The sequence below is a fragment of the Pseudomonas sp. Leaf15 genome, assembly GCF_001421425.1.
GTDB lineage: Bacteria > Pseudomonadota > Gammaproteobacteria > Pseudomonadales > Pseudomonadaceae > Aquipseudomonas > Aquipseudomonas salomonii.
Genome location: NZ_LMKI01000035.1, coordinates 222265 through 245338 on the forward strand (window position 1 = coordinate 222265; position 23074 = coordinate 245338).

General features: G+C 58.7%; 27 protein-coding genes, 1 tRNA gene and 1 pseudogene. 20 read left to right on the forward strand and 9 right to left on the reverse strand.

What is annotated here, in order from left to right; genetic code table 11:
- The 5 genes from rloB (at nt 1) to ASE80_RS26820 (ending at nt 4934) form a co-directional block, all read left to right on the forward strand.
- On the forward strand, nt 1-1533 hold the full coding sequence (rloB, locus tag ASE80_RS26800) for an osmotic stress tolerance membrane protein RloB (RefSeq protein ID WP_056861580.1): 1533 nt from the start codon (nt 1-3) through the stop codon (nt 1531-1533).
- On the forward strand, nt 1533-2519 hold the full coding sequence (locus tag ASE80_RS26805; RefSeq protein ID WP_056861581.1) for an alpha-L-glutamate ligase-like protein: 987 nt from the start codon (nt 1533-1535) through the stop codon (nt 2517-2519). The genes rloB and ASE80_RS26805 overlap by 1 nt, the downstream gene beginning before the upstream one ends.
- Nucleotides 2520-2704: 185 nt before the next feature.
- A complete protein-coding gene (gene pabB / locus ASE80_RS26810) occupies nt 2705-4048 on the forward strand; it encodes an aminodeoxychorismate synthase component I (RefSeq protein ID WP_056861582.1) in 1344 nt (447 codons plus the stop codon).
- 227 nt (nt 4049-4275) lie between these two features.
- Entirely contained in the window at nt 4276-4578 is a 303-nt protein-coding gene (locus tag ASE80_RS26815) for a type II toxin-antitoxin system HigB family toxin (RefSeq protein WP_056861583.1), read from the forward strand.
- The gene (locus ASE80_RS26820; RefSeq protein ID WP_056861584.1) at nt 4578-4934 is read left to right on the forward strand and encodes a helix-turn-helix domain-containing protein; all 357 of its coding nucleotides are present in this window, start codon (nt 4578-4580) and stop codon (nt 4932-4934) included. Before ASE80_RS26815 ends, ASE80_RS26820 begins: the two co-directional genes overlap by 1 nt.
- Before the next feature lie 111 nt (nt 4935-5045).
- On the opposite strand, the gene thrH is transcribed toward ASE80_RS26820, so the two are convergent.
- Nucleotides 5046-5663: a bifunctional phosphoserine phosphatase/homoserine phosphotransferase ThrH gene (thrH, locus tag ASE80_RS26825; protein ID WP_056861585.1), complete on the reverse strand. Its 618-nt coding sequence runs from the start codon at nt 5661-5663 to the stop codon at nt 5046-5048.
- 151 nt (nt 5664-5814) lie between these two features.
- On the opposite strand from thrH, the gene ASE80_RS26830 reads away from it, so the two are divergent.
- From ASE80_RS26830 to ASE80_RS26840, 3 genes are all read left to right on the forward strand, one after another.
- Nucleotides 5815-6549 (forward strand): phosphoadenylyl-sulfate reductase, encoded by a 735-nt coding sequence (locus ASE80_RS26830; protein WP_056861586.1) that lies wholly within the window; start codon nt 5815-5817, stop codon nt 6547-6549.
- Nucleotides 6550-7021: 472 nt separating this feature from the next.
- Nucleotides 7022-8551, forward strand: a complete 1530-nt coding sequence (locus tag ASE80_RS26835) for an NCS1 family nucleobase:cation symporter-1 (protein ID WP_056861587.1) — start codon at nt 7022-7024, stop codon at nt 8549-8551.
- A gap of 13 nt (nt 8552-8564) precedes the next feature.
- A complete protein-coding gene (locus tag ASE80_RS26840) occupies nt 8565-9287 on the forward strand; it encodes an aspartate/glutamate racemase family protein (RefSeq protein ID WP_056861588.1) in 723 nt (240 codons plus the stop codon).
- Nucleotides 9288-9488: 201 nt separating this feature from the next.
- Here the strand turns inward: ASE80_RS26840 and ASE80_RS26845 are convergent, their stop codons facing one another.
- Nucleotides 9489-10412 carry a LysR family transcriptional regulator gene (locus ASE80_RS26845; protein WP_056861589.1) on the reverse strand — a complete coding sequence of 308 codons (924 nt, stop codon included), beginning with the start codon at nt 10410-10412 and terminating at the stop codon, nt 9489-9491.
- Nucleotides 10413-10517: 105 nt separating this feature from the next.
- Here ASE80_RS26845 and ASE80_RS26850 point away from each other — a divergent pair, with 105 nt between their 5' ends.
- Entirely contained in the window at nt 10518-11264 is a 747-nt protein-coding gene (locus ASE80_RS26850) for a 3-oxoacyl-ACP reductase family protein (protein WP_056861590.1), read from the forward strand.
- A gap of 127 nt (nt 11265-11391) precedes the next feature.
- Here ASE80_RS26850 and ASE80_RS26855 read toward each other — a convergent pair whose 3' ends face one another.
- Entirely contained in the window at nt 11392-12081 is a 690-nt protein-coding gene (locus ASE80_RS26855) for an HAD-IA family hydrolase (protein WP_056861591.1), read from the reverse strand.
- 58 nt (nt 12082-12139) lie between these two features.
- Here ASE80_RS26855 and ASE80_RS30975 point away from each other — a divergent pair, with 58 nt between their 5' ends.
- Nucleotides 12140-12286, forward strand: a complete 147-nt coding sequence (locus tag ASE80_RS30975) for a hypothetical protein (RefSeq protein ID WP_156376425.1) — start codon at nt 12140-12142, stop codon at nt 12284-12286.
- Nucleotides 12287-12347: 61 nt separating this feature from the next.
- Complete coding sequence (locus ASE80_RS26860; RefSeq protein ID WP_236708871.1) at nt 12348-12674, forward strand: DUF2784 domain-containing protein; 327 nt, start codon at nt 12348-12350, stop codon at nt 12672-12674.
- Here ASE80_RS26860 and ASE80_RS26865 read toward each other — a convergent pair.
- Nucleotides 12634-13602, reverse strand: a complete 969-nt coding sequence (locus ASE80_RS26865) for an NAD(P)H-binding protein (protein ID WP_056861592.1) — start codon at nt 13600-13602, stop codon at nt 12634-12636. The genes ASE80_RS26860 and ASE80_RS26865 overlap by 41 nt on opposite strands.
- A 93-nt stretch (nt 13603-13695) precedes the next feature.
- Here ASE80_RS26865 and ASE80_RS26870 point away from each other — a divergent pair, with 93 nt between their 5' ends.
- The 6 genes and pseudogenes from ASE80_RS26870 to ASE80_RS26895 all read left to right on the forward strand — a co-directional run bounded on the left by ASE80_RS26870 (nt 13696) and on the right by ASE80_RS26895 (nt 17570).
- Nucleotides 13696-14580, forward strand: a complete 885-nt coding sequence (locus tag ASE80_RS26870) for a LysR family transcriptional regulator (RefSeq protein WP_056861593.1) — start codon at nt 13696-13698, stop codon at nt 14578-14580.
- Nucleotides 14581-14634: 54 nt separating this feature from the next.
- A complete protein-coding gene (locus ASE80_RS26875) occupies nt 14635-15213 on the forward strand; it encodes a DUF4337 domain-containing protein (RefSeq protein WP_056861594.1) in 579 nt (192 codons plus the stop codon).
- Nucleotides 15214-15465: 252 nt separating this feature from the next.
- A pseudogene (locus ASE80_RS26880) lies at nt 15466-15660 on the forward strand (M24 family metallopeptidase); the annotation flags it as partial.
- 9 nt (nt 15661-15669) lie between these two features.
- Nucleotides 15670-16023, forward strand: a complete 354-nt coding sequence (locus ASE80_RS26885) for a gamma-glutamylcyclotransferase family protein (RefSeq protein ID WP_056861596.1) — start codon at nt 15670-15672, stop codon at nt 16021-16023.
- Nucleotides 16024-16125: 102 nt separating this feature from the next.
- The gene (locus ASE80_RS26890; protein WP_056861597.1) at nt 16126-16461 is read left to right on the forward strand and encodes a hypothetical protein; all 336 of its coding nucleotides are present in this window, start codon (nt 16126-16128) and stop codon (nt 16459-16461) included.
- 68 nt (nt 16462-16529) lie between these two features.
- The gene (locus ASE80_RS26895) at nt 16530-17570 is read left to right on the forward strand and encodes a DMT family transporter (protein ID WP_056861598.1); all 1041 of its coding nucleotides are present in this window, start codon (nt 16530-16532) and stop codon (nt 17568-17570) included.
- 71 nt (nt 17571-17641) lie between these two features.
- Here ASE80_RS26895 and ASE80_RS26900 read toward each other — a convergent pair whose 3' ends face one another.
- The 4 genes from ASE80_RS26900 to ASE80_RS31980 all read right to left on the reverse strand — a co-directional run bounded on the left by ASE80_RS26900 (nt 17642) and on the right by ASE80_RS31980 (nt 19880).
- Nucleotides 17642-18001 (reverse strand): hypothetical protein, encoded by a 360-nt coding sequence (locus ASE80_RS26900; RefSeq protein ID WP_056861599.1) that lies wholly within the window; start codon nt 17999-18001, stop codon nt 17642-17644.
- The gene (locus ASE80_RS26905; protein WP_056861600.1) at nt 18002-18976 is read right to left on the reverse strand and encodes a hypothetical protein; all 975 of its coding nucleotides are present in this window, start codon (nt 18974-18976) and stop codon (nt 18002-18004) included. It lies immediately after the preceding gene.
- A gap of 235 nt (nt 18977-19211) precedes the next feature.
- Nucleotides 19212-19670, reverse strand: coding sequence for a DUF2442 domain-containing protein (locus ASE80_RS26910; RefSeq protein ID WP_056861601.1), 459 nt, complete (start codon nt 19668-19670; stop codon nt 19212-19214).
- 3 nt (nt 19671-19673) lie between these two features.
- Entirely contained in the window at nt 19674-19880 is a 207-nt protein-coding gene (locus tag ASE80_RS31980) for a DUF4160 domain-containing protein (protein WP_082463687.1), read from the reverse strand.
- Nucleotides 19881-20233: 353 nt separating this feature from the next.
- On the opposite strand from ASE80_RS31980, the gene ASE80_RS26915 reads away from it, so the two are divergent.
- The gene (locus ASE80_RS26915) at nt 20234-20503 is read left to right on the forward strand and encodes a hypothetical protein (RefSeq protein WP_056861602.1); all 270 of its coding nucleotides are present in this window, start codon (nt 20234-20236) and stop codon (nt 20501-20503) included.
- A gap of 268 nt (nt 20504-20771) precedes the next feature.
- On the opposite strand, the gene ASE80_RS26920 is transcribed toward ASE80_RS26915, so the two are convergent.
- Nucleotides 20772-20861 (reverse strand) — tRNA-Ser (locus ASE80_RS26920).
- 336 nt (nt 20862-21197) lie between these two features.
- On the opposite strand from ASE80_RS26920, the gene ASE80_RS26925 reads away from it, so the two are divergent.
- Both ASE80_RS26925 and ASE80_RS26930 read left to right on the forward strand, forming a co-directional pair.
- The gene (locus ASE80_RS26925; protein WP_056861603.1) at nt 21198-21890 is read left to right on the forward strand and encodes a crotonase/enoyl-CoA hydratase family protein; all 693 of its coding nucleotides are present in this window, start codon (nt 21198-21200) and stop codon (nt 21888-21890) included.
- A gap of 428 nt (nt 21891-22318) precedes the next feature.
- Nucleotides 22319-23065, forward strand: a complete 747-nt coding sequence (locus tag ASE80_RS26930; RefSeq protein ID WP_056861604.1) for a lysophospholipid acyltransferase family protein — start codon at nt 22319-22321, stop codon at nt 23063-23065.
- The last annotated feature ends 9 nt before the right edge of the window (nt 23066-23074 follow it).

The following is a 23074-nucleotide window of genomic DNA, read 5'->3' on the forward strand; positions in this document are numbered from 1 at the left end:
ATGCGCTCTCTGACCCTGCACCTGAGAATCCTCATCACCATCCTGGTGGTATTGGGTATTTCGGTCACCGCCTACCAGATTTTCGTGCTGGGGATCCCCGTCACCGAGGACGCCACCGACGACTTGTGGAACATCGACGCCAAGGTCGAATTCGTCGCCAACCCCAAGGACCCGGTGAAAATTTCGATGTTCGTGCCGCCCCTGAGCCGCGACTTCGTCAGCCTTAACGAGAGTTTTATTTCCAATAACTACGGCGTGAGCGTCAACCGCGCCGACGGCAACCGCAAGGTCACCTGGTCGGCGCGCCGCGCCAAGGGCAACCAGACGTTGTATTACCGCCTGGTGCTGACCAAGCGTTACAGCGGCGAAAAGGTCAAGGTCAAAGGCCCCACCTTCCGCGACAGTATCGCCGTCGAAGGCCCCGAAAAAATCGCCGCCGAAGCCCTGCTGGCGCCGATCCGCCAGCATTCGGCCGACGTCGAGACCTTTATCACCGAAGCGATCAAGCGCACCAACAACCTCAACGACGACAATGTAAAGCTGCTGCTGGCGGGCGACCCGTCCACGCCGCACAAAGCCAAGATCGTCGAACTGTTGCTGTCCATCGCCCATGTGCCGGTGGAAAAAGTCCACACTATCCGGCTCGTCGCCGACCAGCCGCAAACCCCGGAACTGTGGCTGCGCAGCTTCAACGGCAATGACTGGCTGTACTTCAACCCGGAAACCGGCGAGCAGGGCCTGCCTGCCGACCGCCTGCTGTGGTGGACCGGTGATGAAAACCTGATTTCGGTGGAGGGCGGCAAGAAAGCCATGGTGACCTTCAGCCTGAACAACAGCGAGATGAACGCGATTCGCCTGGCCAAGCTGACCGACGAAAACACCGACGCCAATTTCCTCGAATACTCGTTGTACGGCTTGCCGCTGCAAACCCAGCAGACCTTCATGATCATGGTGATGATCCCCATCGGCGTGCTGGTGATTCTGATCCTGCGCAACCTGATCGGCCTGCAAACCCTGGGCACCTTCACCCCGGTACTGATCGCCCTGGCGTTTCGCGAGACGCAGTTGGGCTTCGGCATTGCGCTGTTTACCATCATCACCGCGCTGGGCCTGTCGCTCAGATCGTATCTGGAACATTTGAAGTTGCAGATGCTGCCAAGGCTCTCGGTGGTGCTGACCTTTGTGGTGGTGCTGATTGCGGCCATCAGCCTGTTCAGCCACAAGCTGGGCCTGGAACGCGGGCTGTCGGTGGCGCTGTTCCCGATGGTGATTCTGACCATGACCATCGAGCGTCTGTCGATCACCTGGGAAGAACGCGGCGCCAACCATGCGTTGAAAGTGGCCGTGGGCACCCTGTTCGCCGCCGCCCTGGCCCACATCATCATGAGCGTGCCGGAGCTGGTTTACTTTGTGTTCACCTTCCCGGCCATCCTGTTGATCCTGGTGGGTTTCATGCTGGCCATGGGTCGCTATCGCGGCTATCGCCTCACCGAGCTGGTGCGTTTCAAGGCCTTCCTCAAGGCTGACTCGTAATGTTCGGCTTCTGGAAAACCTGGAAGGCCCTCGAAGCGCGGGGGATCATGGGCATCAACCGGCGAAACGCCGACTACGTGCTCAAATACAACAAGCGCAGCCTGTACCCGATCGTGGATGACAAGATCATCACCAAGGAACGGGCGATTGCAGCGGGCATCCATGTGCCCGAGATGTACGGGGTCATTTCCACCGAGAAGGAAATCGACAAGCTCGACGACATCATCGGCGGGCGCAGCGACTTCGTAATCAAACCGGCCCAGGGCGCCGGCGGTGATGGCATCCTGGTGGTGGCCGACCGGTTTGAAGGGCGCTACCGCACGGTGTCCGGCAAGATCATCAGCCATGAAGAAATCGAGCACCAGATCTCCAGCATCCTCACCGGTTTGTATTCCCTGGGTGGCCACCGCGACCGCGCACTGATCGAATACCGCGTGGTGCCCGACCAGATCTTCAAGAGCATCAGCTACGAAGGCGTGCCGGATATCCGCATTATCGTGCTGATGGGCTACCCGGTGATGGCCATGCTGCGCCTGCCGACCCGCCAGTCCGGCGGCAAGGCCAACCTGCACCAGGGCGCGATTGGCGTGGGCGTGGACCTCGCCACCGGCCTGACCCTGCGCGGCACCTGGCTGAACAACATCATTACCAAACACCCCGACACCACCAACGCGGTAGATGGCGTGCAGTTGCCCAACTGGGACGGCTTCATGAAGCTTGCGGCCGGCTGCTACGAGCTGTGCGGGCTGGGCTATATCGGCGTGGACATGGTGCTGGACCAGGAAAAAGGCCCGTTGATCCTGGAGCTGAATGCGCGGCCGGGGCTGAATATCCAGATCGCCAATGACTGCGGTTTGACGTTGCGTACCCACGCGGTGGAAGCGCGACTGGACGAACTCAAAGCAGCTGGCGTGACCGAAACTGCGGAAGAACGCGTGAAGTTTGTGCAGGAAATGTTTGGGCATATTCCTGCGGTAGAAGGCTGATCGCCTCATCGCAGGCAAGCCAGCTCCCACAGGAGAACGCGATCAACCAGTGGGAGCTGGCTTGCCTGCGATAGCTTTCTGACAAGCAACACCTCTATCGAGCTATCACCGACATCCCCTCTAGGACCAAACCCTTCAGGGGACTACAATCGCCACCCCCACGCCAACAGCTGATCCACCCTGCAATGTCGACCTGCTCCGTACACCCGCTGCCCTACCGGGCCAACCCCGCCGACTACTTTGCGGCGATTCGTCATGCCCCTGGCGCAGTGCTGCTCGACAGTGGCCGCCCGGCAGCCGAACGCGGGCGTTATGACCTGCTCAGCGCCTGGCCGCAAGCGACATTGACGGTAGCGCCTGACGAAAGTGGCGGCGATTTCCTGCAACGCTTGCGGGCAAACCTGACGCAGTTGGGCGAAGCGGATCTGCCGGCAGGTTATGCGCTGCCCTTCGCTGGCGGCTTGATTGGCTACTTGAGTTACGACTTTGGCCGGCACCTGGAGCAACTGCCTGATTGGGCCGTGGATGACCTGCACCTGCCGGATGCGCGCTTCGGGCTGTATGCCTGGGCGCTGATCAGCGATCACCAGGCGCAGACCAGCCAGTTGGTATTTCACCCCGCGTTGGCCGACAGCGAACGGCTTCGGTTGCTCGACCTGTTTGGGCAACCAACGGCTCAATCATCTGACACTTTCAAGCTGAACGGTCCCATGGCGCCGGACCTTACGCCCGAGGCCTACCGACAGGCCATCGTGCGTATCCAGGCCTACATCCAGGCGGGCGACTGCTACCAGGTCAACTTTGCGCAACGTTTTCGCGCGCCCTGTGCCGGCGATCCCTGGGTCGCGTATTGCGCGCTGCGAGAGGCCTGCCCTACACCGTTTTCCGGGTTTCAGAGCCTGCCGGATGACGGCGCGGTACTCAGTCTGTCGCCGGAACGCTTCGTGCAGATCAACGAACGCCAGGTGGAAACCCGCCCGATCAAAGGCACCCGCCCGCGGGGTTTGACGCCCGAAGAGGATGCCGCCAACGCCGCCGAACTCCTGGCCAGCCCCAAGGATCGCGCCGAAAACCTGATGATTGTCGACCTGCTGCGCAACGACCTCGGCCGCACGTGCCGCACCGGTTCGGTGAAGGTGCCGGAGTTGTTCAGCCTGGAAAGCTATCCCAATGTGCACCACTTGGTGAGCAGCGTGACCGGGGTGCTGGCCGACGACAAAGACGCCCTCGACCTGATCGCCGGCAGCTTCCCTGGCGGCTCCATCACCGGCGCGCCGAAGATTCGCGCGATGCAGATCATCGATGAGCTGGAGCCGACCCGACGCGGGTTGTACTGCGGCTCGCTGGTGTATCTGGATGTACGCGGCGAGATGGACAGCTCCATCGCCATCCGCAGTCTGCTGGTCAAGGATGGGCACGTGAACTGCTGGGGCGGCGGCGGAATTGTCGCGGACTCGCAGTGGGAGGCGGAGTATCAAGAGTCGCTGACCAAAGTACGGGTCTTGTTACACACGTTGGAAAACCTGTAGCACCCCACCTTTCCTGGCGCTCGTACGCGGCGCCCAGCGACAGAAAAAACCTGAATCAGAACGGCTGTGGACGAAGTATGAGCGGGCGGATAGCGTCCGGTTCAGACCGTCCACCCGCCACCTGTGAAGGATCACATGAAGCGACTGCCTATTCGTCAGAAATTAATTCCGAGATTGCATCTCACACTAACCCCACCTAATATCTCCCAAATTGGGAGGATACAGCGATGCGGATAATCGCCCTCTCTACCTTAAGGACATTCTGGGAAAGCCATCCCGCTTATACCGATGCCAAAACACCGCTGGTCGAACTGTATCGCCATATGGAGAGGACCACTTACACAACGCCACAGGCACTCAAGGCAGAGCTTAGAACGGCGAGTATTCTCAAGGGCAGCAGGGTTGTTTTCAACGTGGGCGGCAACAAGTATCGAGTGATCATGGCGATCGACTATCAACGACAGCTGGGGTTCGTGCGCTTCGTGGGCACCCATATGCAGTATGACCAGATAAACGCGGAGACCGTGTGATGAACATCAAACCTATTCATTCCCAGGAAGACCTGACTGCCGCGCTTGCGCGTGTGGAGCAGCTTTGGGGCGCGCCAATCGGCTCGCCTGAGGGTGACGAGCTGGAAATTCTCGCCGTACTCATCGAGAAGTACGAGGCGGAACACTTTCCAATGCCACCTTCGGACCCGGTGGAAGCGATTAAATTTCGCATGGAACAGCTTGGCATGACTGCCCGTGATCTGGAGCCCTTCATTGGCACCAGTGGGCGGGTGTCAGAGGTGCTTAACCACAAGCGCAAGCTGAGCCTGTCGATGATCAAGCGGCTGCATGAAGGCTTGAGCATTCCTTATGAGCGGTTACTGGCCGGGGTTTAGGCACAGTGGCCGCACGGGCCTCATCGCAGGCAAGCCAGCTCCCACAGGCTGACCGCATTCAGTGTGGGCGCTGGTTTGCCTGCGATGGGGCCATCAACAGCGCTGGGTGTATTACAGGCTCAACTGCCGATTCGATGCCTTGATAAACTCTTTCTTCAAGTCCTCAAAGGTGTGCACCGCCGGGAACTGCGGGAACTCGCGAATCACATTTTCCGGCGCATGAAACAGAATCCCGCGGTCAGCTTCACCCAGCATCGTGGTGTCATTGTAGGAATCGCCAGCGGCGATCACGCGGTAGTAAAGGGTCTTGAACGCCAGCACGGACTGGCGCTTAGGGTCTTTCTGACGCAGTTGATAGTTCACCACTCGATCATGTTCATCAGTGATCAGGCGGTGGCACAGCAAGGTCGGGAAACCCAGCTGGCGCATCAAAGGCTGGGAAAATTCGTAGAAGGTGTCCGACAGAATCACCACCTGGAAGCGTTCGCGCAGCCAGTTGACGAACTCGATGGCGCCATCCAGCGGCTTGAGGGTGGCGATCACCTCCTGGATATCGGCAAGTTTGAGCCCATGCTCGTCAAGAATGCGCAGACGCTGCTTCATCAGCACGTCGTAGTCGGGAATGTCACGAGTGGTGGCCCGCAGGGATTCAATACCGGTTTTTTCAGCGAAGGCGATCCAGATTTCCGGGACCAGCACCCCTTCCAGGTCGAGACAGGCAATTTCCACAAGACACTCCTATTGGATGTTATTAGTTGAGCGAGCAAAAGGACTGCCGAACTCTAGCGATTCAAGCGCGGCGCCGCAACGCAGAGCGGATTTTGATACCATCGCTCCCCTATAGAGCGCTCAGCGCCACTGACCTGTAGGAACCGTCCTGATGAACCAAGCCTTCGACGTCGCTGAACTCGCCGCGACTTATGCCAACAAATCCGCCCAGGACATTCTCAAGCTGGCATTCAGCCAGTTCGGTGATGACCTGTGGATTTCCTTCAGCGGTGCCGAGGATGTGGTGCTGGTCGATATGGCTTGGAAGCTGAACAAGAACATCAAGGTGTTCAGCCTCGACACCGGCCGCCTGCACCCGGAGACCTACCGGTTTATCGAGCAGGTGCGCGACTTCTACAAGATCGACATCGAGTTGATTTCGCCGGACCAGAGCAAGCTGGAACCCTTCGTCAAGGAAAAGGGCCTGTTCAGCTTCTATAAAGACGGCCATGGCGAATGCTGCGGCGTGCGCAAGATCGAGCCGCTGCGGCGCAAACTGTCCGACGTAAGCGCCTGGGCCACCGGCCAACGCCGCGACCAGAGCCCCGGCACCCGCAGCCAGGTGGCGGCGCTGGAGATCGATACGGCGTTCTCCACCCCGGAGCGCACCCTGTACAAATTCAACCCGCTGGCGCAGATGACCAGCGAGGAAGTCTGGGGCTACATTCGCATGCTGGAGCTGCCCTACAACACCCTGCATGAGCGCGGGTTTATCAGCATCGGCTGCGAGCCCTGCACCCGCCCGGTATTGCCTAATCAGCACGAGCGCGAAGGGCGTTGGTGGTGGGAAGAGGCAACGCAGAAGGAATGCGGGCTGCATGCTGGGAATATCATCAGCAAGGCTTGATTCCCTTACGGTCAATAATCAATGTGGGAGCGGGCTTGCCCGCGATTGCGGTTTATCAGTCATGAAGATATCGACTGATCCACCGTAATCGCGGGCAAGCCCGCTCCCACATTTTTTTTGCGCGACACCGTAAAAATGTACACACCAATGTAACCATAAGTGCCATTTATGTGTGCAATCCAGGGTCATCCGCACCAAAACGTAACACCCATTTCCGCATGCTGTTCGGCGCTTCAATAGCGCGCCTCCCCGTCAAAAAATAATTACCTGTTCAATCGGTCAATTTATATTGCTTTTAATTCAGCTAGTTATTTATAAAACCTAAAAAAACGAAATTAACCTTGATTTTCATAGATCCAAAACTGGCACACATGTGGCTTAAGGTGAATGACGCTTTGTATACAATAAATACAAAACATACATACACTTTGCCATCTGCAGCGTTCCTGCAGATGCGCCGGAGCCTGCCGGAATGCGTACAAGCCTCTCGAATGACATCGCACTGGATCTGCCCTCCTCCGCCCTGAACCCCGAGGCGGCAAGCCCCGGCCCATTGGTGCTCAGCCCGCGCCTGCACAACAAGGACCTGGCGCCCACCAAAGCCGAAGGCCGACGCTGGGGGCGTTACAGCATCTTCGCGTTGTGGACCAACGACGTGCACAACATCGCCAACTATTCGTTTGCCATCGGCCTGTATGCGCTGGGCCTCGGCGGCTGGCAGATTCTGCTGTCCCTGGGGATCGGCGCAGCGCTGGTGTATTTCTTCATGAACTTGTCGGGGTTTATGGGCCAGAAAACCGGGGTGCCGTTTCCGGTGATCAGCCGTATCAGTTTCGGCATTCATGGTGCGCAGATCCCGGCGTTGATCCGCGCGGTGATTGCGATTGCCTGGTTTGGTATTCAGACCTACCTGGCCTCGGTGGTTTTTCGTGTGCTGCTGTCGGCGATTCATCCAGGATTTGCCGATTATGACCACAACGCCATCCTCGGCCTGTCGACCCTGGGCTGGGCGTGTTTTATAACGATCTGGTTTGTGCAGTTGGCGATCCTGGCCTACGGCATGGAAATGGTGCGCCGCTATGAAGCCTTCGCCGGGCCGGTGATTCTGGTGACCGTGGCGTCGCTGGCCGGCTGGATGTACTTTCAGGTCGGCGGCAATATTGCCTGGTCGATCCGCGAGCCTTTGAGCGGCGGCGAGATGTGGCGCAATATCTTTGCCGGTGGCGCGCTGTGGCTGAGCATCTACGGCACGCTGATCCTCAATTTCTGCGATTTCGCCCGCTCCTCGCCCTGCCGCAAAACCATCCTGGTCGGCAACTTCTGGGGCTTGCCGGTGAATATCCTGGTGTTTGCCGCGATCACCGTATTGCTCTGCGGCGGGCAATTCCAGCTCAATGGCCGAGTGATCGAAAGCCCGACCGAAATCATCGCGGCCATCCCCAATACCTTCTTCCTCGTGCTCGGCTGCCTGGCGTTCCTGATCGTTACCGTGGCGGTGAACATCATGGCCAACTTTGTCGCGCCGGCCTTTGTGCTCAGCAACCTGGCGCCCAAGTACCTGAACTTCCGGCGGGCCGGGCTGATCAGCGCCACTGTGGCGGTGCTGATCCTGCCGTGGAACCTCTACAACAGCCCGCTGGTGATCGTGTATTTCCTCTCCGGGCTGGGTGCGCTGCTGGGGCCGTTGTATGGGGTGATCATGGTCGATTATTGGCTGATCCGTAAAAGCCAGGTGGATGTACTGCAGCTGTATAGCGAAGACCCGAATGGCGTTTATTACTACAGCCGTGGGGTCAATTTACGCGCGGTCGCGGCGTTTATTCCGGCAGCAGTCATCGCGATTCTGCTGGCGCTGTTGCCGGGTTTTGCCAGCGTGGCACCGTTTTCCTGGCTGTTTGGCGCCGGTATTGCAGGGCTGCTGTACTTGCTGATTGCCAAGCGCCAAGGGTTCTACGCCGATGTCAGCGGCGAAAGCATTGCAGTCGATAACGTCATTCATTAATCAAGGACATTCCATGCGCATCCTCGTGGTCAACGTCAACACCACCGCATCCATCACCGACACCATCGCCCAGCAGGCGCGGGCCGTGGCGTCACCGGGCACCGAAATCGTCGGGCTTACGCCGTTCTTTGGCGCCGAATCGGTGGAAGGCAACTTTGAAAGCTACCTGGCCGCCATCGCCGTGATGGACCGGGTGATGGCCTACGATCAACCGTTCGATGCGGTGATCCAGGCCGGCTACGGCGAACATGGCCGTGAAGGCTTGCAGGAATTGCTCAACGTGCCGGTGGTGGACATTACCGAGGCGGCGGCCAGCACGGCGATGTTTCTGGGGCATGCCTATTCGGTGGTGACTACCCTGGACCGCACCGTGCCGCTGATCGAAGACCGCCTGAAACTCGCAGGTCTCTATCAACGCTGCGCCTCGGTCCGCGCCAGCGGCATGGCGGTGCTGGAGCTGGAAGAAGACCCGCTGGCCGCCATGGAAGCCATCGTGCGCGAGGCGGAGCTGGCCATTCGCGACGACAAGGCCGAAGTCATCTGCCTGGGCTGCGGCGGCATGGCTGGGCTGGATGAGCAGATTCGCCAGCGTACCGGCGTGCCGGTGGTGGATGGCGTCACGGCGGCGGTGACCATTGCCGAATCGCTGGTGCGCCTGGGGTTGTCGACGTCGAAGATCAGGACTTATGCAACGCCACGGCCGAAGAAGGTGATCGGCTGGCCAGGCCACCGCTGAAGGCATCCATATTCTCCTGTGGCGAGCAGGCTTGCCCTGCGTTGGGCTGCGCAGCGGCCCCAGTAAACGCACTGAAGTTCCTTCTGAAGGTACTCAGCGCCTGGATTTGGGGCTGCTTCGCAGCCCAACGCAGGGCAAGCCTGCTCGCCACAACGGGCGCCTCACCACAGACATTGGCCGCCACTCGGCAGATCGCCGTGATCAAATCGCGCTGAACACTTGCCCCAGTTTCTGCTCGGCAAACTGCTCGATGATGAAGTCGACAAACGCCCGGGTTTTGCCGGGCAGCAGTTTGTGTTCAGCGTAGTAAATGGAGATGTTGCCATCGTCGACGTACCAGTCGGGCAGTACGCGTACCAACTTGCCGCTGGCCAGCCAAGGCACGGCAAACGGCATGCTCACCAGCGCGATGCCCAACGCCTGGTCTGCCGCGACGCAGGCCGCCTGGGAATCGCTCATGGTCATGCGCGCCTTGAGGTTCAGCGGGGCGTGCCCGCCGTGGCGACCGGTCAGCTGCCAGGAGCGCACGCGGCCGGTTTGTGGCGAACGAATCAGAATGCCTTCGCAGTGCTCAAGGTCTTCGGGCTGCAACACCCTCGCACGTGTCGCCAGATAATCCGGTGAGGCCACCAGCACTCGATGCGCCGGCGCGAGCTTACGCGCGACCACGCCCTGAGGCAGTTCAAACCCACCGCCCAATGCGGCGTCGAACCCTTGGCCAATCAGATCAACCTGGCGATTATCAAAATGCCAGTCGGGGCTGATATCGGGGAAGCGTTTCAGAAACTCGCCCAGCAACGGCACGATATACAAACACCCGACCACCGTGCCCATGCTGACTTTCAAGGTACCCACCGGCCGCCCTTCGGCGCTGGCAAGGTTAGCCACCGCGTTCTGGATGGTGGTGAGGCTGGCGCTGACTTCTTCGAGGAACAGCTTGCCGGCTTCGGTCAGCGTCAGCCGCCGAGTGCTACGCTGAAACAGCCGAACCCCCAGGCGCGCTTCCAGCTTGGCGACGCTTTTACCCACGGCCGCCGGGGTCAAACTCAGATGCCGGGCCGCTTCGGCGAAGCTGCCACCTTCGGCACTGCGCACGAAACATTCGATACTGCCAAAGCTTTCCATGTCGACCACTCTAAACTTTTGGTTTACACAGACTATAGCAATCACGGTCTACCGACATGGGTGGGTGAGGCCGATACTCGGCTCATCAACTACTTGGAGATCGACATGAACACACACAACCTCAGCGGCAAAGTTGCATTGATCCAGGGCGGCTCCCGCGGCATTGGCGCTGCCATCGTCAAGCGCCTGGCAGCGCAAGGCGCGGCCGTCGCCTTTACCTACGTCAGCTCCGCCGCCAAGGCCGAGGAACTGCAAAACAGCGTGATCAGTGCAGGCGGCAAAGCCTTGGCCATTCAGGCCGACAGCGCCGATGCCACGGCGATTCGCAACGCGGTCAACGCCACCGTCGAAGCCTTTGGGCGCCTGGATATCCTGGTGAACAACGCCGGTGTGCTGGCCATCGCGCCACTGGAAGACTTCACGCTGGAAGACTTCGACCAGACCCTGGCGATCAATGTGCGCAGCGTATTTATCGCCACTCAGGAAGCAGCCAAACACATGGGCGAAGGCGGCCGCGTGATCAATATCGGCAGCACCAATGCCGAGCGCATGCCGTTTGGCGGTGGCGGGCCGTATGCGATGAGCAAGGCGGCGCTGGTGGGGCTGACCAAGGGCCTGGCACGGGATCTGGGACCGCGTGGCATCACCATTAACAATGTGCAGCCCGGGCCGGTGGATACCGATATGAACCCGGCGGACAGTGAGTTTGCCGAGAGTTTGATGGGGTTGATGGCGGTTGGGCGGTATGGGCAGGTCGAGGAGATTGCCAGCTTCGTGGCGTATCTGGCTGGCCCGGAAGCGGGCTACATCACGGGCGCGAGCTTGACCATTGATGGTGGTTTCAGCGCCTGAGACTTCTGCAGCACTGCCAAACCAAATGTGGGAGCTGGCTTGCCTGCGATAGCGTCCTCAAGATCGCCATCGCAGCGATGCGGCGACCCGACAAGCCAGCTCCCACATTTTTTTGAGCGTGTTTTACTCAGGACATTGGCGGCAAGCCGTAGGCCGCCAGGTCGAAGTCCGCCAGCTTGCGGATGATCTGGTCGGCATGCTGGTACTTGCTGTCGGCCATGGCCTCATCGGGCACGGCGATGGCAGTCATGTGGGCGGCCTTGGCGGCGGTCACGCCAAACGGCGAGTCTTCGAACACCAGGCAATCCTCAGGCGCGACACCCAGGCGGCGGGCGGCGGTGAGGAAGATATCCGGCGCGGGTTTGGCGGCCCCCACTTCAGGGTCATCGGCGGTGACGATGGTGCCGAACAAGCCAAACCATTCACGGTGCAAGGTGGTCTTGTGGCCAAATGAATTGCGCGACGAACTGGTGCCCACGGCAATCGGGATATTGTGCGCCTTCAGGTGCCGCACCAGCGCTTCGGCCCCCGGCATGCCCAGGGCTTTGGGGAAACGCTCACTCATCAAAGGCTCGCGAATCTGCAGAAACTCCGCCGGGGTGATTGGCAAGTCCAGCGCTTTCACCACATAGTCGGCCAGGTCCTGGGCGCCTCGGCCGATGATGTGTTGCTTGATGCCCCAATCGTAGGTGCGGCCGTAGCGTTCGGCGATGATCTGTGTCACTTCGGTGTAGATGCCTTCGGTATCCAGCAACAACCCGTCCATATCGAAAATCACGGCCTTGATGGGACCGACTGCGGTACGCGGTACATTCATCGCAACAGAACCTTGGGGGAAGGACTAAAAGGATTCAGCACAATAGCGGCCTACAGCGTTGGTAAGCAACCTTGGCGGCCTTTCACCCTGCGGCGCTATTCAAGGTGCCCACAGTGCGCTGTACTTGTATGACTTCAACCGCAGCAACACGCCAAAAAAACTGCGCGTGTTTATCGACTACCTGCAAACTCAACGCCAGCCCTGATAAAAGCGAACCTCTTCATGCTCTATCGCATTGCCGCCGACAGCCTCGTGCTGTTCCACCTGTGTTTTATCCTGTTCGTGCTGTTTGGCGGGTTGCTGGCGCTCAAGTGGCGGCCAGTCATGTGGCTGCAGCCTGGGGCGTGGCGGTGGAAGTGTTCCACCTGCCCTGCCCGCTGACCCGCTGGGAGAACCTGCTGCGTCACCTCGCCGGGCAGGACGGTTATGGCGGCGGTTTTATCGAGCATTACCTGCTTACGCTGATCTACCCGGCCGGGCTGACACCAGAGATTCAACTGGGGCTGGGTGCCGTGGTGCTGCTGGTCAATATCGCGGTGTATGTGCGTTTGATCAGACGGCGTCAGGCAAACACCCCAGACCGAGCAATGTAGCTTCCACCGCCTGTTCCAGCGGCGTGTGCGGCTCGCGACCCAAGGCCGCGACCAAGCGCGTGTTATCCAGACGCAATGGGGTTTGCCACAGGTAACGCATCTCCTGCATCTCGCGAAGAGTGACGACAAAGGGCGCGGCCACTGTCAGCAACCACCATGGGAAACGACCTACGCGTGGTTGCTGGCCTGTCCTGCGCAGCACCACCTGCTGGATCGCGTGGGTCATCTGCGTGCCGTCCGTGTCCATATGCCCGGCCATGTGAAAGCGCGCAAAAGCTTCCAGGGTTGACCGGCGTTCAAGCAGCTCGACCAGGGTGCGCGCCACGTCCGGCAAATAAGCCCATTGATGCGCCACACCCGGCGCGCCCGGATAGCTCACGGCGTGTACCGGTTTGCCGGGTTTGATCAAGCCTTGGGCAAACCAGTTGTTGGCCACCCGAGCGCCGAAAAAATCCCCGGCGCGCACAATCAGCACACGGGCGCCACGGAGGGACGCCTGTTCCAGACGCTGCTCCAGCTGTACGCGGATAGCCCCCTTGCGCGTTCGCGGGTGCTGCGGCGAATCCTCATACAGCACCGGAAACACATCCGGCCCGAAGTTGTAGACCGTGCCCGGCAACACAATCGTCGCGCCCTCGGCGATGGCCGCCGCAATGCTGTTGTCGATCATCGGCATGACCAGCTCAGCCCAGTTGCGATAACCCGGTGGGTTGACGGCATGCACGATCACCGCACAACCACGGGCGGCGGCCAGCACCTCATCACGGTTGAGCGCATCGCCCTCGATCCAGGAAAAGTCGGCATTCGCCTGGCGGGCTTTGCCCACATTGCGCGTCAGCGCACACACTTCCCAGCCTGACGCGTGCAACTGCCGCGCCACTTCACCGCCGATCCCGCCGGTTGCACCCAGCACCAGAACCTTGCTCATCACCTTCTCCTCCACGGGTTGGTGAGGCCAGTGTGTGCGCAGCCTGGCTATAGATAAATTGCCGAAGACCATCCAGCCGCTATACATTTATGCATGGCATCGACAATTGGATGGGAGCTTTACCGGTCGTTCCTCGGCGTACTCAAGGAGGGATCGTTATCGGGTGCCGCGCGGCAGCTCGGTATCACACAGCCTACGGTGGGCCGGCACATCGCTGCGCTGGAAGCCGAACTGGGCGTGGTGCTGTTCACCCGCTCGCCCGCCGGGCTGTTGCCGACGGCGGTGGCCCACACCTTGCGCGCCCATGCCGACACCATGGAACGCACCGCCGCCGCCCTGGAGCGCGCCGCCTCATCCCACGGCGATGAAGTGCGCGGGGTGGTGCGAGTTTCCACCAGCGAGGTGGTCGGCGTGGAAGTACTGCCGCCGATCATCACCCAATTGCGCCGCGAGCACCCGCACCTGCGGGTTGAACTGGTGCTGACCAACCGCCTCAGCGACCTGCTGCAATTGGAAGCCGACATTGCCGTGCGCATGGTCCGCCCCAGTCAGGAGCAACTGCTGGCGCAGCGCGTCGGTTTGATTGAGGTCGGCTTGCACGCCCGCGACGATTACCTGCAACTGCATGGCATTCCTCTGCACATGCAGGATCTGGTCAACCATTACGTCATCGGTTTCGACCAGGAAAACGCGTTTATCCGCAGCCTGGCCATCAAGGGCTTTGAACGCAGCGCCTTCGCCATCAGCAGCGACAGCGACCTGGCGCAACTGGCGCTGATCCGCGCCGGTGCCGGTATCGGCGGCTGCCAGGTGCAACTGGCCCAGCGCGACCCGCGTTTGCGCCGGGTGCTGCCCGATGGCTTTGCGCTCAAATTGGACACCTGGGTAACCATGCACGAAGACCTGCGCAACAGCCCGCGCTGCCGCGTGACATTTGATGCGCTGGTGCAGGGTTTGCAGCGTTACGTACAGGCTTGAGACAGCTTCACTGGTAAAGAATCAGACTCCCTCAGTCCCTTCATAGACGCCCCCATGTCCGAAGCCTTCGAAGTCCCCAGCCCCCACGAAAAACACATTGAACACACCACCGAACATGCGCACGGGCGCGGTGACAATTTCGCCAGCCGCATCGCCGTAATGACCGCGTTGATGGCCACTCTGGGTGCCATGCTCAGCTACCAGGCCGGCTCCACCGAGAGCGAAGCGGCGATGGACAAGAACAACGCCGCCATTATCAAGACCGAAGCCGCCAACCAGTGGAACTACTACCAGGCCAAATCCAGCCGCCAGAACCTGGCGGAGCTGGCCACGCACATTCCGGGTGTGGATGCGGCGCATTACAAGGACGAGATCGAGCGCTACAAGGGCCAGAAGGAAGAGGTGCGCAAACAGGCCGAGAAGCTTGAGGCGACATCCAAGGAATGGGACCAGAAATCCGAAGAGGCGCTGCACCAGCATCACCGCTGGGCGCAGGCGATGACCGCGATTCAGATCGCAATTTCGTTGGCGGCAATTACGTTGCTGACGCGCAAGGAGTGGCTCAAGCGCATGTCTTATACCGCAGGTGGCGTGGCGATGGTGCTGGGTAGCCTGGCCTGGCTGCATCTCTGACAGCATGTGGGAGCTGGCTTGCCTGCGATGGCGGTGGGTCAGCTAACACTTATGCTGCCTGAGCCACCGCTATCGCAGGCAAGCCAGCTCCCACAGTTGATTTTTGGTGTTTTCAGGGTTGGGTTCCGTCTCCGCATCGCTATATAGTAAAACGCATAACGACCAGCACAGCCTGACTGCGAGGGAACACCGGTGACTGCACAACCCAAAGAAGCCGTGGGCGCCGCCTACAGCATCGACGCCATGCGTTACGCCCAGGCCATGGGCTGGCGACTCAACCTCGACATCAAAGGCCACCGCGTCAGCGACTTCCCCCACGCCATCCATCGCGGCGGCGACCTGGGCGATTTCGAGCATTACCCGAATGCCGGGCTGTGGATCCTGGAAATCCAGGTCGCCCACCCGAGCAAGCCCTACGGCGCTTTTTACGAAGACCTACTCGCTTAAGGAACATCCATGGAACGCTCCACCCAATTTCCCGTGCTGCTGTTTTCCTACGGCACCTTGCAGGACAAGGCCGTGCAACTGACCAACTTCGGCCGGGAACTGGTCGGCCAGCACGACGCCATGCTCGGCTATGCGCAAAGCTGGGTAGCAATCACCGACCCGCAAGTGCTGGCCACCAGCGGCAAGACCCATCACCCGATTGTCGCGCCCACCGAAGAAAAGGCTGCCAGCGTCGAAGGCATGGTCTTTCAGATTAACGCGCAGGAACTGGCGGCAGCGGATGCGTATGAGGTGTCGGACTACAAGCGCGTGTCCGTGGCGCTGGCTTCGGGTCTTACAGCGTGGGTGTACGTGCAGGCGTGAAAATGAAACATCCCGGTAATTGATTTCAATCTGCCAATGTAGGATTTAAAGTAGCGCCCCCTCGAGAATTGAATCCCGAGGGTCAGTCCATGGAGTTACACAGTGAAGTACGTCAGTAAAGTAGTTGCAGCAGCTGTTCTCGGTTTCACCCTCGCAGGCTGCACCGGCACCGCCATCAAATCCCCGCAGTACGACAGCAGCCAATACACCGTTTTGGGCCACAGTGAAGGCAGCGCCACCGGCGTGATGTTGCTCGGCATCATCCCGATCGGTCAGAACAGCCGCTTCGTGCGCGCCCAGGATGCCGCCATCAAGGCCAAAGGCGGCGACGCGCTGATCAACACTCAAGTGCAGGAAAAATGGTTCTGGGCTTGGGTACTGAATGGTTACACCACCAAGATTTCGGGTGATGTGATCAAGCTGAAAACCGCGCAGTAAGTCTCAAGTTGTCAGGGCGCTGACCCTGGCAAGCGACGTATCATGGGTCAACCTTTCGAGGATGGCCCATGAACCTCAGCATCGTTTACGCACTCGCCGCCGCCGCCCTGTTCGGCGCCAGCACCCCGCTCGCCAAAAGCCTCGGCCTGAACCTTTCGCCCGTACTGCTCGCCGGCCTGCTCTACCTCGGCAGCGGTCTCGGCCTGGCCTGCGTGCGCCTTATCCGTGATCGCGGCTGGAAACCCAGCGGGCTGACCCGTGCTGAATGGCCCTGGCTGCTCGGCGCCATCGCCTTCGGCGGCATCCTCGGCCCGGTTGCCTTGATGTTCGGCCTGACCCGCACCGCCGGCGCGACCGCCTCCCTGATGCTCAACCTTGAATCGGTGCTGACCGCCGTGATCGCCTGGCTGGTGTTCAGAGAAAACGCCGACCGCCGCATCGTCCTCGGCATGCTCGCGATCGTGCTGGGCGGCGTGGTGTTGTCATGGTCCGACGGCGGCGGCGCCAGCCACGACTGGACCGGGCCGTTTGCCGTGGCATTGGCGTGCGCATGCTGGGGGATTGATAACAACCTGACGCGCAAGGTCTCGGCCTCGGACGCGCTGTTCATCGCCGGCGCCAAGGGATTGATAGCCGGGCTGGTGAATTGCAGCCTGGCGCTTTACCTCGGCGCGCAGATTCCGGGTGTGGCGCAGCTGGCGCCCATCTTGTTGGTTGGATTTTTGGGGTATGGCATCAGCCTGGTCATGTTCGTGCTGGCGTTGCGGGGGTTGGGCAGCGCACGCACGGGTGCTTACTTCTCGACGGCGCCATTCCTCGGCGCGGCTGTTGCCCTGCTGGCATTTGGGGAATCGGTAACGGTGGCGTTCTGGATTGCATCCGCGCTGATGGCCGTGGGCGTGTGGCTGCACCTGACGGAGCGGCATGCCCATGAGCATCTGCATGAGGCGACGGAACATGGGCATCGGCACGTGCACGATGAACATCACCAGCATGAGCACGGGTTTGAGTGGGACCCGGCGCAGCCGCACAGTCATGTGCATGTTCACAGTGTGATGCGGCATAGCCATGCGCATTTTCCGGATGTGCATCATCGGCATCGGCATTGAGGGCCTGACGACAGAAGTCTGCCGGATGATGTTTTGGGAAAGGGCAAAAGACAGTCGCCCAAAAAGGCGGATTAGTTCTCTATAAAAAGCCAGGCAATACACATGACGATAGCGGAAGTGAAAGCAATCAGTGTCGGGATGACCATCCAATACTTGAGATGTCGTGGGATTTTTTCAACGTCCTCAACCCGCACTAAACGCCTCCATTGGAGTACTTTTGGCATAAGAATGATGGTGGCCATGGCGAATACGCGCACTTGTCGGCCTTCAAATGGAGCATTACGAAAAATGCGCTTGTGCATGGCTACATAGTCGCTGTGCTCCACAAAGCGTTCTGCTGCATCGAGCTTTTTGAACATGACAAAAAAAGTGAGAGGAAGGCTGAGTAGCATGATGACGCCCGCACACATGCCGATGTATTCGAAGACCATTTAATCCCTCACCGCCTCATAGAGAACTTTTCCCGTGCTTTCTCCGAGAGCGCTTGCAGCTTTGCCTAAAACGAGTCCGCCTGTGGCGCCGCCAAAGATGGCACACCCCAAAGCTCCGGCACCTGCTGTAGGTATGCCAAAAACAACCATGCAGGCCCCTATTCCTACAGAGGCACCTATACTTCCACCTAACGATGCACCACCGACTCCAAACACTAACTTACCCCCTTCAACATACGTCGCCTGCGTACACGCTTGCTCACGCCCCGTGGAACACGCCTCCGTTATCTCCAGCGCCGTCGCCCCAACATCCAGCGCTATGCCAATGTAAGTCCCCTTCTTCAATATTTGCGAGGCCTTGGCCAAATGCTTGACCCTTTCCTCATATCCACGAATTTCTCCGTGGTGCCAGTAGCTTTTACTGGAGATTCCCAACATCTTTTTAATGGAACCTTCGTTTCTCAACCCCGTACCAAAGCGCGCCATGCCCGAGATTTGGCTGTCCAACCTGGAAAATAGCGCCCTTCGTTTAACCAAAAACTCCTCCCTCGCCCCAGTGGTGCCTTTGCTCAAGTACTGCTTATGCAAACTCTCGATTTCCATAAGGGTCTTCTCAACTTGCGCCAAATGCTTGCTCCATGCACTGCTGGCACTGCCGATGCCAAGGGACGAATAGGTCAAGATGGCCTGCAACTGATCATAGTTTTTGATCAGAAATTGGTCAGTTGCGGAGTGCGCCAACAGGGCGAGCTTTATATTTTGCGCCGAGCGCATCAACTGTGCCTCTTCAGCGGTGCAAGCGGCGGTTCGGCTATCACCGATGATCACCAATTGCCCCGGCAACACCACCGTATTGCGGATGTGCTGGTTGAGGGTGTCGAACTTGGTGTGTGTATGCGGATCAAGCGCCAAGCTTAGTTTAAGCAATAGATAAGGCTGGGGATGTTCATTGATAAATGCGTAGGGTCCCTGCATGCGTGCACCTCCAAGTGGCTGAGGCGCAGGACTATAAGAAAGCGTAACGGCGCAGGTAAGACGTGCAGAGGGGCGGTTTTAACGTTTCAGAAATGGACTACTTTAATCCAGGTATATGCCCACGCATTGCGCGCTTCTGCTGATCATGTGTACACATCGCACAGGACGGTAGATTTTCAACAAAATGAATTAGAGCGGCTCAATTGACCACCCTTTTTGCGTAATACCGGCACCTTCAGGCGTAGTGCTCTTTGTAACCTTTATGCTCGTACTCCCAGCCCTTGCACGCCAGCCCCACATGCTTGGGAATCAAAGCAGCGCCGCTGCTATAGGCGGTGATGGTCCTGCGAGAGAACCCCAACTCCACAGCCGCTGCGGAAAGGGACAGGTTGTTACTGAGCATCCACTGTCGGAAATCCTGTGTCAGCATCACCTCACCGGATTGCTCCAATGCTAGACGGTGCAGCGTGACAGCTGACAGTTCGAGGTCGTTACCCCACGTCACATCAAACCCCCACTCACCGACTTCTACTTGGCTAAATCGAGCCAAATCCAGAAGAGGTTTGAGGATCGGAAAGGCATTTATATGATCGAGAAGATCAACGGTATGCCGCTTGCCGCTATTCCATTCGATCTGTAAGGCATGCTTGCCGGCAACTGATTGCACAGCAGAGATGCGAAGCTTGCTGGTCATAAGTCAGTTCCTCCGGTTTTGTTCATCCCATACGCGCTTGAGATCCGCGATATGAGCTTTTGCCCAAAGCAGGGCGGCTTTCAAGGCCTTTGTTTCTGCCCCTGTACCGAGCACAACAAGCCCTTCTGTCTGAACCAGCGACTCGCCATCCGGCGTCTGCACGTGAAAGTGCGGCGGCGCGTGGTCGTCGGGATGGATTTTTATTTCCAGCTTCGTTCACTGTGAAGGGTCGCCATGGGGAGGGACGCTAGAGAAAAAATCGCCCTAGTACAATCGTAATTTCAAACGGTTACTCAATTTGCCACTCTCGAGGTCGCAGGGTTCGTAGGCAGGACTGCCCATTTCCAGCAATCCAGGCAACGTCCTACAGACCGTTCAGAAGCGTCGGTCTCGCACTTCAAAATCGTCGAGCCTATAGTCACTCGGTCGCCCATATGGCGGCCGGGTTTGGCGACTCGATGATAAGACGGAATGTAAACGACGCTATTTCAGGCGACTGCCATTTTTGGCTGTAGACCATGAAAACTCCGTCGTTATTATCTTTGTCTCAATGGATTTAACGCATGAACCAATACATAGCCCTCACCAGCAACGACAGCGCCACACCTGCCCTTTTTGTCGATACCACCGCCCCCCTGGAAATCCTCCTCGACGCTGCGAGTTTTCGGCTGCGTGCCGTCACCCAAGTCCTTGAGAACCTTGCACTGCGTAGCGAGATCAGTAGTGATGCAGTTGTTCTCAGTGATTTTGCCTTGCTGTGTTCAATCCCGTTGCGCGATGGCTGCGACTTGCTGGACGTAATAGGCCGGCGCATGGATATGCCTTGCGCATGATTTAAAAAAGACACGTTTTCAAACGCCAGAAACTATAAAACCCCTGACTTCTCACGAAACCAGGGGTTTTGTTTGTCACAGGGGTGCTTGAAGAATAAAAAAACCGTCCCCCGTTTCGCTTTTTCGATTCCTCAGTACGCTTGCTAGCGCAGCCCTGTCTGGCGAGGTGTATTCCCAGGCATGTTCCCAAACGGCTCTTTTTCAAACGCCAAAAACCACAAACCCCCGACTTTCTCTAGGAAAATCAGGGGTTTGTGTTTGTAGAATGTGGCGGTGAAGGAGAGATTCGAACTCTCGATACAATTTCTTGTATACACACTTTCCAGGCGTGCTCCTTAAGCCACTCGGACACTTCACCGTATCTCGTCAAACCAGTTCAGTCTGTCGAGGCGCGCTAATGTAGTCGAAAGCCTTTCTGATGGCAAAGGTTTTTTTCAGAATTTTCATGCGCTTAGACGGATATGCCGTGACTCGCTCGGTGAGGGGCGGTGAATCTGCCATTCTTGGGCATCGGTCGCGAGCGTCTGGCACGGCGGCTGTGCCCTGCTGCGGGCCGTCTACCCTTGGGAATGCGGGAAAAGTCTGACTGTGTAGTCAGTCACGGCGCTTTACCGGGGCGGGCGTGGTGGGTAACGTCTGCGCATGTGCTTCTATTAACAGCCTATCTATAACAATTCCTACAAGGAACCGCGTCATGAGTGAGTTGATTGCCTACCACCTCGAAGACGGTATCGCGACCCTGACCTTGAGCAACGGCAAGGTAAACGCCATTTCTCCGGCAGTGGTTGCTGAGTTCAACGCTGCGCTGGATCAGGCCGAGAAGGATCGGGCGGTGGTGATCATCACCGGTACGCCGGGGATTCTGTCGGGTGGTTATGATTTGAAGGTGATGACGGCCGGGCCTAAAGAAGCCATTGGCCTGGTGACGTCGGGTTCGACGCTGGCGCGGCGCCTGTTGTCGCACCCGTTTCCGGTGATCGTGGCATGCCCTGGGCATGCGGTGGCCAAGGGTGCATTCCTGCTGTTGTCGGCGGATTATCGAATTGGTGTGGAAGGCCCGTTCAGCATTGGCCTGAACGAAGTGGCGATCGGCATGACCATGCATCACGCCGGTATCGAGTTGGCGCGGGATCGTCTGCGTAAGTCGGCGTTTCATCGTTCGGTGATCAATGCCGAGATGTTTGATCCGCAGGGCGCGTTGGGCGCTGGCTTCCTGGATAAGGTGGTGGCGCCGGATGAGTTGCACGCAGCGGCCCTGGAGGCTGCGAGGCAGTTGAAGAAGATCAATATGAATGCCCACAAACACACCAAGCTGAAGGTGCGTAAGGCACTGCTGGAAGCCTTGGATGATGCAATTATTCAGGATCAGGGCCACAACCTGGGCTGATGCCCCGTAGCTGAGCATCTATAGGCAAAATCTGCTCTGAGCGGGCTGTTGTGGCGAGCGGGCTTGCCCCGCGTTGGACTGCGCAGCGGCCCCAAAACCAGGCAACGAGTTGTTTCAGGAGAAACCTCAGTGCCTTTACTGGGGCTGCTTCGCAGCCCAACGCGGGGCAAGCCCGCTCGCCACAGAATAGGTGGCCGCCGTTAATAATTGTGAAGATACCTAAAGCTGATGTGCCAAAGCCCGACCTTGAGTCGGGCTTTTTCTTACAAATAAATCCGAAACGTCTTTAGCCGCTCTAGTCGGCCTATGTCGGCATACGTTGAAACATGTGCTTAAACATCGCCTATCTCCTACGTCTGTAGGGGCAATTGCCGAATACAGTGCACATCCGTACACTGCGCCACCTTTTGTCCCGATGGGCTGTGTCGATGCTTTTTCTGTTACGTATGTTGTTGATGGGCCTGCACTTTATGGTCGCCGGGGTATTGGGCGTGCTTTTGGGTGTGTGCCGGCCGTTCAACCCGGACAACAGCCGCCTGTGTGCTCGCCTGTATGCGTTGCCTGCCATGCGTATTCTGGGCTTGCGCCTGAAGGCCGATGTCGACTCGCTGCGTAACAAGCCCGGCACCTGTGTGGTCATCGCCAACCATCAGTCCAACTATGACCTGTTTATATTCGGCAATGTGGTGCCCCATCGCACCGTGTGTATCGCCAAAAAGAGTCTGAAGTGGGTGCCGTTGTTCGGCCAGTTGTTCTGGCTGGCGGGCAATGTGTTGATTGACCGCGGCAATGCGCACAAGGCGCGCCGGGCGATGCTCACCACCACCCAGACCTTGCAGCATGAGGACACCTCGATTTGGGTGTTCGCCGAAGGCACGCGCAACCTGGGTAACGGCTTGCTGCCGTTCAAGAAGGGCGCGTTCCATATGGCGATTGCGGCCGGTGTGCCGATCGTTCAGGTGTGTGCCAGCACTTACGTCAAGCATATGCAGCTCAATCGCTGGAACAGCGGTGATGTGCTCATACGCTCGTTGCCGCCGATTCCTACCTGTGGGCTGACTTCGGATGACATCCCGGCGTTGATGCAGACCTGTCAGGCGCAGATGGAAGACTGCATCGCGGCAATGGACCGCGAACTGCAAAATGCCGCAACAATAGAACTCCCCTCCAGCTAAGCTGCCCAA